Genomic DNA, 9,440 nt, shown 5'->3' on the forward strand with positions numbered 1-9,440 from the left:
CGGATAAACAGGCCAACGCGGGGGGAGATGTGTTGGCAATGCAGGCGGCACTTAACCAGTTGAATGTGGCGAGCGAACAGATGCAGGCCATTTCCACTGATGCACAAACGGCTAATGGGGCTGCGGCGGATATCAATGCTCAGTTAGCGCTGTTACGACAGGACATCGAACACCTGAAATCGGCGGTAGTACTGATGAGTGCGCCGAAAGGAATATCGGTGACGAGTGGGAAACACTTGCAACTGGCCGCAACGGAAAATCTGATCGCCAATGCTGGCAAGCATGCGGATATTGGCGTTGTAAAGAACTTCTTTATCGGGGTGGGCCAGGCTTTCAGTCTGTTTGTACGTAAATTGGGCATCAGGTTGATTGCTAATCAGGGCACGGTTTCTGTTCAGGCACAGAATGGCCTGATGGAGTTGCTGGCCCGTAATGCGATCAATATCACCAGCACGGAAGATGAAATTCATATTACAGCGAAAAAGAAGATCACCCTTAATGCGGGCGGCTCTTATATCACACTTGATCCATACAAAATTGAGCAGGGAACAGCGGGGGATTACCTGATTAAATGCGCCAGTTTTGACCGAACAGGGGCGGCCAGCCAAAAAACCGAATCGACTACTTTACCGGTTAAAGCAGAAGATCCGCCAAAACGTTGGCAATTTTCCTGAACAATTTAACGAATTAACCGAATGAGTCATTAAGGAGTAAGAAAATGATTATCAGCCCCCCTATGTTGCGGGAGAAATCGGCAACTGAAAGTGATTCAGTCTGGGTGGACAGAATGATACCGGTGGATGCCCGGCGAGGTTTCCCGGTGAATGCCTGGCATACCTGGCATGGTGGTGTTCACCTTGTCCACAGCGACAGCACCAGCCGGCCAGAAAAAATCAGGGCTATAGCGGACGGAACGGTGCATTTTGTCCGGCAACCGAAATTCTCTCAGCGCGATCGGCCCCCGTATGACTATAACGGTGGAACGGACTGTGGTTGTGTGGTGCTGAAGCATGAAACGGAAATTGGCCGAGGTGAAAATGGGAAAGTGGTGTTTTATTCGCTGTATATGCATTTGAAAACCATCGACGAAGCCGTTTCTGCGGGAAAAACCATTTACCGCAAAGCTCCACTTGGTACGGTAGGTCAAGTGGACGGGGTTAACGCAGTGCACTTCCAGATATTTTGTGATGATACCAACTTGACTAAGTTAGTTGGTCGTACAACGTCAGAACTGGATATCACCAAAGATGGACGCTCGGATGTCATCTACGGCGATATACATTTCTACTTGCCGGCAGGCACTGTTTTTTATGAGGAAGTCCAGATAACCCAATGGGAGAGAATAGGGTATATCAGCACAGAACCGCTTTTCGTGACGATGAGCTTTGATAACGGCGAATGTACGATGACAACTCGCAGACAACACCGGAACGGGCATTATGAAACGGTGGGAGAAGCGGTGGTCAGTGAGGATGATGAGTATGATTTATATAAGAAGGCAGTGGAGCTTTATCCCCACAGCCCGAGTGCGGGTTACGAGATGTTACGGTTTGGGCGTATTATTCATACTGAACATGAAACCTTATTGCCTGCGGATGCTCCTCACTGGCGGGAAGTGAATTATCCTGGTGGCGCCGGCTGGGTTAATCTGGCGGTGAGTGACGTGAAGAAATTCAGTGACGCGGATTTTCCTCACTGGATGGGGTGGCAGTTGATTGATGATGACAGCAGCAACAATAGCCAGTGTCATTCCCCGACGTTACTGGCCCAGCTTAATGCGAAAACAGAACCCCGCGCAGACTTGAGCTATACGATTTGTCATTTTTCGTTTGAATGGGACAATGCAACAGTAACGTCCCGTTTTAATTGGCTGAAATCGCCTAATGATGTATTGGATGAACCCATGTCAGAGGCGGATTGGAATAAATTTATTGCCCACTCGAAGGCATTAAGTATTGATATGGCAGGGTTACCCTCCGGCAGAGTGTGGCATTTCGAACCAAGAAGATTCATTACTCACTTTAGGAAGTGTGATTGGACAGTTAAAAACACGCTCACATTACCTGATGAGCCGTTGAGATCAATGCTACGCCAAAGTAATCAGGATGTGATGTTTTTGACGCTGGAGGAGGGGTTTGAAGTGCTCCAGTCGTGGGGATGGAAAGAGACAAAAACAGCCTGGGTTTCTGCGACACAATCTGATTTAGGTCAGGTTATGGTGAATTATGGAACGAATGGCAAAGATGTCGTGACGACGTCAATGGTGATTGCCAAATTAGGAGATTGGGGAATTAAAGCAACGGTTTATGTTAACCATAAAGGCACCGAACTGATAAAGCTGACGGGGTATCCAGGGATCCGTAAAATATTAAATGCGCCGGTGTTTGCATTAAAAAATCCAAAAGTGGTTGATTTGGGGATCGGTAAGTACGGATTAAGTAAATCAATCGTGGAAGGGGCGAGATTAACATTTTATGTGGCAGCCGCTTACCGGACATTGGACTTTATCCTGAATGATAAAACCAGTCTTGCCGAATTTATTGGTTCGTTGGCGACGGATGTGGTGAAGATAGGTATCGCGTCTGCCATTAGTTGGGGCGTCGGGGCGGTTGCTGTTGCGTGGATACCGATTGTCGCTGTCCCTTTGGTTGTCGTTGTTGGGGTTGGGATACTGGCGGCCTGGGGGTTAAATGCGCTGGATGATAAATTTGGCGTGACAGATAGAGTGGTTGCTTACCTTGAATCGGCTCAACAAGAAATGTTGGAGAAAGCCCGAAAGATTGAAAAAGGTTTTTGGGATTTAGGCGCGATGTTTGCGGATAAAATGTTAGAAAAAGGTAAAGAAGCGGTAGAAACAGAAATACGCGCTTATTTAAGGGAAACCCTTCAGGACATTAAACCGAGATTTTTTTAAATGAACCGGGTAGAAAAGATTAAAAAAAGACTGCCGACATTGATAGTGTTGATTGCCATTATTGTCTTCCCGGCAGTAGGAGCATATTGGGCTTTTATAAAATTGGCTGATCTTTTTTTATATAAAGAGGTGATTTTATTCAGTCGGTTTGATGTTTTTGTGCTTTTGAGTCCTGTTTTTTTATATCCGCTGGTTATTTTAGGGGGATATTTTCTTTTTACCCTGAAGCAAGCGCCTCTGTATTGGCAAGTGAAAATAGGGAAGATTATTATTTTTTCTTTCTTTTTCGCAATAATTTCTACGATGGTTTTTTCATTCTTTTATCCCCATTCCCTGGAGGAAAAGGGATATATCCGTTGTGAAGGTATCCCGTTAGGGTCAATGCCCGGTATGGAGGTTAAATATGCCCTTGATGAGGCACTGTGCCGGTCATGATTGTTAAATGCGGGCATTTAACATCCTAAAATACAGGTTATTTTCCGGGTGACTTCATCATTTAACCCATTAACGATAGAGAACAAAAAAATGATTATCAGCCCTCCTATGCTGCGGGATAAATCGGCCACTGAAAGTGATGCTGCCTGGGTAGACAGAATGATCCCGGTGGATACCCGGCGCAGTTTCCCGGTAAACGACTGGCATACCTGGCATGGTGGCGTTCACCTTGTCCACAGCGACAGCACCAGTCAGCCGGAAAAAATCAGGGCTATCGCGGATGGAACAGTGCATTTTGTCCGGCAACCGAAATTCTCTCAGCGCGATCGGCCCCCGTATAACTATAACGGTGGAACGGATTGTGGCTGTGTGGTGCTGAAGCATGAAACGGAAATTGGCAGTGGTGAAAATGGGAAAGTGGTGTTTTATTCACTGTATATGCATTTGAAAACCATCGACGAAGCCGTTTCTGCGGGAAAAACCATTTACCACAAAGCCCCCCTTGGCACGGTAGGTCAGGTGGACGGGGTTAACGCAGTGCACTTCCAGGTATTTTGTGATGATACTAACTTGACTAAGTTAGTTGGCCGTACAACGTCAGAATTGGATATCACCAAAGATGGACGCACGGATGTGGTGTATGGCGATATGCATTTCTACCTACCGACAGGCACCGCTTTCTATGCAAAAGCGCCGGAAAAAAACACAGCGACGACTTGGGAAAAGGCGCAATATACCAGCCTGGAACCTCTGTTTATCACCATGAGTTTTGATAAGGGCAAATGCACCATGACGACCCGGCGACAACACCGGAACGGGCATTATGAAACGGTGGGAGAAGCGGTGGTCAGTGAGGATTATGAGTATGATTTATATAAAAAGGCGGTAAAACTTTACCCCGATAGCCCGAGTGCGGGTTACGAGATGTTACGGTTTGGGCGTATTATTAATATTGAACATGAAACCTTATCGCCTGCGGATGCTCCTCACTGGCGGGAAGTGAATTATCCTGGCGGAGCCGGCTGGGTTAATCTGGCGGTAAGTGAAGTGAAGAAATTCAGTGACGCGGATTTTCCTCACTGGATGGGGTGGGAATTGATTGATGATGACAGCGATAGCAATAGCCAATGTAACTCCCCGACGTTACTGGCCCAGCTTAACGCGAAAACAGAACCTCGTTCAGACTTGAGCTATGCGATTTGTCATTTTCCGTTTGAATGGGATGGCGCGACGGCAGAGTCCCGTTTTAACTGGTTGAAATTGCCCAATGATGCCCTGGATGAGCCGATGTCGGAAGAGGACTGGAATAAGTTTATTGCTCATGTTAAGGCGTTATGTATTGATATGACAGGAGTGCCCTCCGGCAGAATCTGGAATTTTGAACCGAGAAGGTTTATTACTCATTTCAGGAAATGTGGGTGGTTAGAACAGTCAAAAATAATAGATATCATGACATATGATATAAGAAAAAGTAATGAGAGTGAGTTAAGCATTATTAAGATGGCTTCGGAAAAATATTATCATGCTATTAATAAAATCATGCTGAAATATATCATGAACACATCGATTAGGCAGGCACACTTTTTAGGTCAGGGAGCAGTAGAATCTGCCAGATTAAAAACAATGCAGGAATACAGTCAGAAACAACTAATTGAAAATGGAAAGCAAATTGGTAAAGGGATAGTTGAAGACTCGGAAAGAAATGAATCAGAATTAGGACATTGGTATGGAGCTGTTGGAACAGAAATAGATAATTATTTTTCTGGTTCTAAATATAACCGTCACGGTGGTTTGATTGCTGGCTCATATAGCTGGAGCAATGGAAACTGTGGTGATGTCGATGCACAAAAGTTTCGTGGCAGAGGTTTTAAAATGTTGACGGGTAGGGCTAACTATGCCGCCTACTGGGTTTATCGCGGATGGATTACTAAAAAAGATTTTGATAACTACTGGTGGGATGATGATGAGTATAAGAAGAAAAGTATTAACAAAATGAAAAAGCGACCAGCTGTAATAGACGATCCCCAAAAGGTGACTGAAAATGAGTATAATTGCATTGATACTGGGGGATATTTTATTAGAGGTATAAAACCTAAAATTGTCAAAGAAATTGATAAGGATAAATGGCATGAAAATCCCAGTGAGAAAGAAAAAGAAGACGAAAATTCGATTATAAAATCCGTCACTAAATTAATTAATGGTGGTAATAAAGGGTTGAAAGATAGAAATAAAATGACTAAGAAAGCCAAAGAGGTTTTGTCATGATTAATTTAAGAAAAATATTGTTAATATTGTTACTATTAGCTTCATTATATGCTATTGCTAATGATGAACATGTGGTAAATATTGATGACTCAAAGATTTATCTTGATAAAAATAACTTTTCCACTGTTATTATAGAAAACAGCACATCTGATAAGTTCAATACTTGCAATATTGAAAACTGGAAAAATGATGATACAGATAATGGTGATGGAATGATAAGGAGCACTACGGATAAAAGAGCAATAATTTTTTATTCATCTAATCGATATTTGCTAATTAATGAACTAAAAGAATGTAAAAACGGTCAAGTTAAGCTTTATAAAAGCCCAGATCCAGATAATAACATGTTACAGGATATAAATTTCAATAAACAACTATATCTTTCACTTGGCATAGAAGACAAAGATAGTTGGTCAGCAACAATTTCTTATTTTGGTAGCAATGAAAATTTAATTAAAGCTCCGGGCTTCTATGATAAAAATCGTCATGATAGCATCGGTGAAGGGTTTTCTATTGGAGGCAATGGGTATGGGAAAATCTCACCGAATGGGCAATATGTTGCACCGAATGGTTTAGGATGTGATGATGGAGAGTATGGTGAAATAATGCCTGGTGTATGGGATATAGGAAAGAAAAAGTGGATTACTTTCCCACGAAGATGGGATGACCTTGGAAGAGTAATAAACTCAGATGAGGTTTATGAAAAATGTAAGAAACTCTTTTATGGTGAAGCTACACTTGAAAAATTAGGAGGAAAACTCAATAATGCTATTTATATTCAGCGGAAGGAACTTCAAGCAAAAGCAGTTATAGTAGAAAACATAAGTGGTTCAAAAATAACCATCCCATTGAAAAAAGGTATTTATAATGCTTATGCCAATACGCAGTTAAATTCTATTGATGGTCATGATTATCTTGCGATATTCCAAAGTTTGCCATCCAAACCAAGGGGATTTAAAGGGAGATGTAGTGGAGATGCAGAAACATGGTTATATATTTATGAAATATCAAATAAGAAGGCTGGAGAAATAAATAAAATATTGGTTGGCAGTTGTAATAAAGAGTTCTCAATGGGAAGTTTAAATAATAATATTGATGATTATTCTTCATTTCTATGGAATAAAGATGGGTTTACTGTAGATTGGTATGCTAAAAGAGATAAAAATGGTGGAGTAATAAATCACACTAATTATTTTATTAAAAAAAATATGTTGCAAAAAGAAGACGTGCTTGAAGATAACAGGATGAAATAAAGGTAATGGTATGAATATATTATTTTCATTGATCTTAATTGTACTCTCATTCTCTGCTTACGCAGAGAAGATAGATTATTGTTATACCATTGAATTTGACAGCGGTGTTTTTAATTTAAAAGCGCTAAAAAAAGCTTCTGCTAAAAATGATTGTAGATATAATAATATTCCTCTTATTTACAATGATATGAAAGATTATTTTAACTTATCAGGTGAGGCTTATCCATCGGGTGGCATTACCTATGTAAGATGGAATGGAAAAAGTAAAAAATATAGCTATGATATAGATGAAATAAATAACACATTGAAAGAAGCGTATGGTAAAAATAAGAAATTTAGCTATGTGTTAAATATGAAATATAAGGTGGAGATAAAAACCTTTACTAGGCGTAAAGGTGCAGTGGTTCTGTCAGATGTTATTTTTCTTGATAAGAATAATGAGCCTTATAGTGTGATGAGGACATTATTTTTCTATTCTCAAGATAATTATGCAGCTGAGTATTATCCCGATCCAATAAAATACACTGATAAAAAGAGGATTGATTTTTTAAATAAAGTGGCAGATTTATTTATGACAATGGAAATTAATTATGATTTTAGTTAAGTAAATTGTATTTCATGCAGTGTCTTTGTGGTAAGAAATAATTCTTTCTCTGTTAATAATGAATCTTCTTTTATAAAGAAGGGCATTGCCTTAATTGTAATATGAAAAAGGAAATAAGTGATGAATGGCATTATCCGTATCGGAGATAAAACGACTTGCGGTGGTCAAGTGATTTCAGGTTCTTTAGCCATGAAATTTAATGGCATTGGGGTTGCCCGTAAAGGTGACAAAGTGGCCTGTCCAGTTACAGGGCAGAATAACTCGGTAATAGTTGAAGGTAATCCTGAGTGTTGTGATGACGGGGACCCGATTGCCTTTCATGGGCACCGTTGTGCGTGCGGTGGTGTGCTGCTCTCTTCACTGCTGGATGTTACCGCGAGTTAATCATTATGCCTGTTAAATTGAATCTTTTACCCGGCCCGGCTCCTCGTCCTAAAACTCCCCGGCTTTTGTTTTGGCTTGTTTTACTTCCTAGTGTGCTGTTTGTTGTCGGTGTAGTGAATACCATACTGTGGGGGGGCATGGAAATCCGCCGCCAGCCGGTGATTTTTGGGTTGCATGCGTTAGGCATTCCTGCGTTGTGCTGGTTGTTTATCGCCGGATGTCGGTGGTTACTGTATACCAGCCAGCATCTCTGGGCCGATGGTTGGGATCAACGTCGCCAGCAAGTTATTTTACAGGAAACCCAGCGGGGGCGACGTTCGTTGCAGATTTTGAGTGTTGCATTGCATACAGCATTCATGGATGAAGAAACACCAGATAGGCAAGTTGCATTACTCACTGGAAATGAGCAGGCGTTAAAAGCACAGGCGTCATGGCTAAGTGAAGAAGCTGTTCGTCACAGCCGTTTACCTGCTCCGGAAGATAAACCCCCTGATGAGTTGGTACGGCGAACGTTGTCATCCATTATCGCCACGATGACTAAGACGCTGGAACGACTGCCAGATAATACCCCGCTTTCCCTACTGTTTGAGGCCAATACGGCTTTATCTGAAAGTGAATTGAACAACATGTGGCGGCAGCTATGGTCTGAGGCGGGGATTCGCCAACCTGTGAGCCTGATTGAGGGCGCGGGGTTATCTGTCGTGGATGACTGGCTGGATAACCATATTTTTGAGCGCGGGTTATTAATGGTCGTGGCGCTGCAAATTTGTCCGGTGCAGCCGGAGAAGACAGCGGAGTCTGCTGTCGGGCTGATATTGGGTAATCGTCTGACACAAAAGACATTAACACCCCAGGCATTTTTACACCGTCCTGAATGTGCTTCCCATTCGACGCTTGTGCAAAGCGTGCAACAGGCGCTGGATTGGGTGCCGGTCATCCCGGAATCATTACAGCATGTTTGGCTGTCACAGTTGTCTCAGGCGAACAGTGAAGCCTTTACTGCACTGAGTAGCACTGTTCCTTTAAACACAACGCGTGCACAGGGTATTTACGACCTGGACGCCTCATTAGGTCTATCGGGCTGTGTCGCTCCCTGGCTCGTGATTGCCACGGCTGCTCTCTATGCTCAACATACTGCGGCCAGTCAGCTTACTTTCAGTGGTTCATCTGATCCTGATGAAGGGTGTTGGTGTACTGTCGTGTCCCCCAATGAAATTTTACAGGAGGTAACGCAGTGAAGCGTATCCGAACTCAATCTTTTTTCTGGCTGTTGCTTGTTTTTGTTCTGGTTATAGCCGCAATACTCAGTTACTTCGTTTGGAAGATGCCTAATGAACTAGGCATTAAGGCAGATAGTCGTCTTCAACAGGCGTGGTTTATAGGTATAGCCATAAGCAGTGTGGTTTTTCTGCTTATAATGGGCATTTATTATGTTGCTACCCGTAAAACCGGCGAACTGAGTTTTGAAGAGCTACGCCAACGTATTTCCGGTGATGATAAAAAAATCGAACCTGTAGAGACTCAACTCCCTGAATCAATTGCCGCACTGGAAAGCTTGTCCTTTCGCTTGCACTGCCGTTACGGG

9 protein-coding genes are annotated in these 9,440 nt (G+C 42.6%); all 9 read left to right on the top strand.

Annotation, left to right across the window (positions count from 1 at the left end; genetic code table 11):
• Positions 1-674: DUF2345 domain-containing protein (locus LGZ98_RS22200; RefSeq protein ID WP_262978596.1), on the top strand; the 674-nt coding region annotated here is incomplete at its 5' end.
• A gap of 44 nt (positions 675-718) precedes the next feature.
• Entirely contained in the window at positions 719-2,914 is a 2,196-nt protein-coding gene (locus tag LGZ98_RS22205) for a M23 family metallopeptidase (RefSeq protein ID WP_262978597.1), read from the top strand.
• Positions 2,915-3,349 carry a DUF1240 domain-containing protein gene (locus LGZ98_RS22210; RefSeq protein ID WP_262978598.1) on the top strand — a complete coding sequence of 145 codons (435 nt, stop codon included), beginning with the start codon at positions 2,915-2,917 and terminating at the stop codon, positions 3,347-3,349. It abuts the gene before it with no gap.
• 90 nt (positions 3,350-3,439) lie between these two features.
• Positions 3,440-5,614, top strand: a complete 2,175-nt coding sequence (locus tag LGZ98_RS22215; RefSeq protein ID WP_262978599.1) for a M23 family metallopeptidase — start codon at positions 3,440-3,442, stop codon at positions 5,612-5,614.
• Positions 5,611-6,867 (top strand): hypothetical protein, encoded by a 1,257-nt coding sequence (locus LGZ98_RS22220; protein WP_262978600.1) that lies wholly within the window; start codon positions 5,611-5,613, stop codon positions 6,865-6,867. Before LGZ98_RS22215 ends, LGZ98_RS22220 begins: the two co-directional genes overlap by 4 nt.
• A gap of 10 nt (positions 6,868-6,877) precedes the next feature.
• Positions 6,878-7,471, top strand: a complete 594-nt coding sequence (locus LGZ98_RS22225) for a hypothetical protein (RefSeq protein ID WP_262978601.1) — start codon at positions 6,878-6,880, stop codon at positions 7,469-7,471.
• A 120-nt stretch (positions 7,472-7,591) separates the two neighbouring features.
• Positions 7,592-7,855, top strand: coding sequence for a PAAR domain-containing protein (locus tag LGZ98_RS22230; protein ID WP_262978602.1), 264 nt, complete (start codon positions 7,592-7,594; stop codon positions 7,853-7,855).
• A gap of 5 nt (positions 7,856-7,860) precedes the next feature.
• Positions 7,861-9,093 carry a KPHS_23130 family T6SS system protein gene (locus LGZ98_RS22235; RefSeq protein WP_262978603.1) on the top strand — a complete coding sequence of 411 codons (1,233 nt, stop codon included), beginning with the start codon at positions 7,861-7,863 and terminating at the stop codon, positions 9,091-9,093.
• A partial coding sequence (locus LGZ98_RS22240) for a hypothetical protein (protein ID WP_262978604.1) occupies positions 9,090-9,440 on the top strand: 351 nt, incomplete at its 3' end. The genes LGZ98_RS22235 and LGZ98_RS22240, both read left to right, overlap by 4 nt.

It is taken from the genome of Photorhabdus kayaii (assembly GCF_025384895.1).
GTDB lineage: Bacteria > Pseudomonadota > Gammaproteobacteria > Enterobacterales > Enterobacteriaceae > Photorhabdus > Photorhabdus kayaii.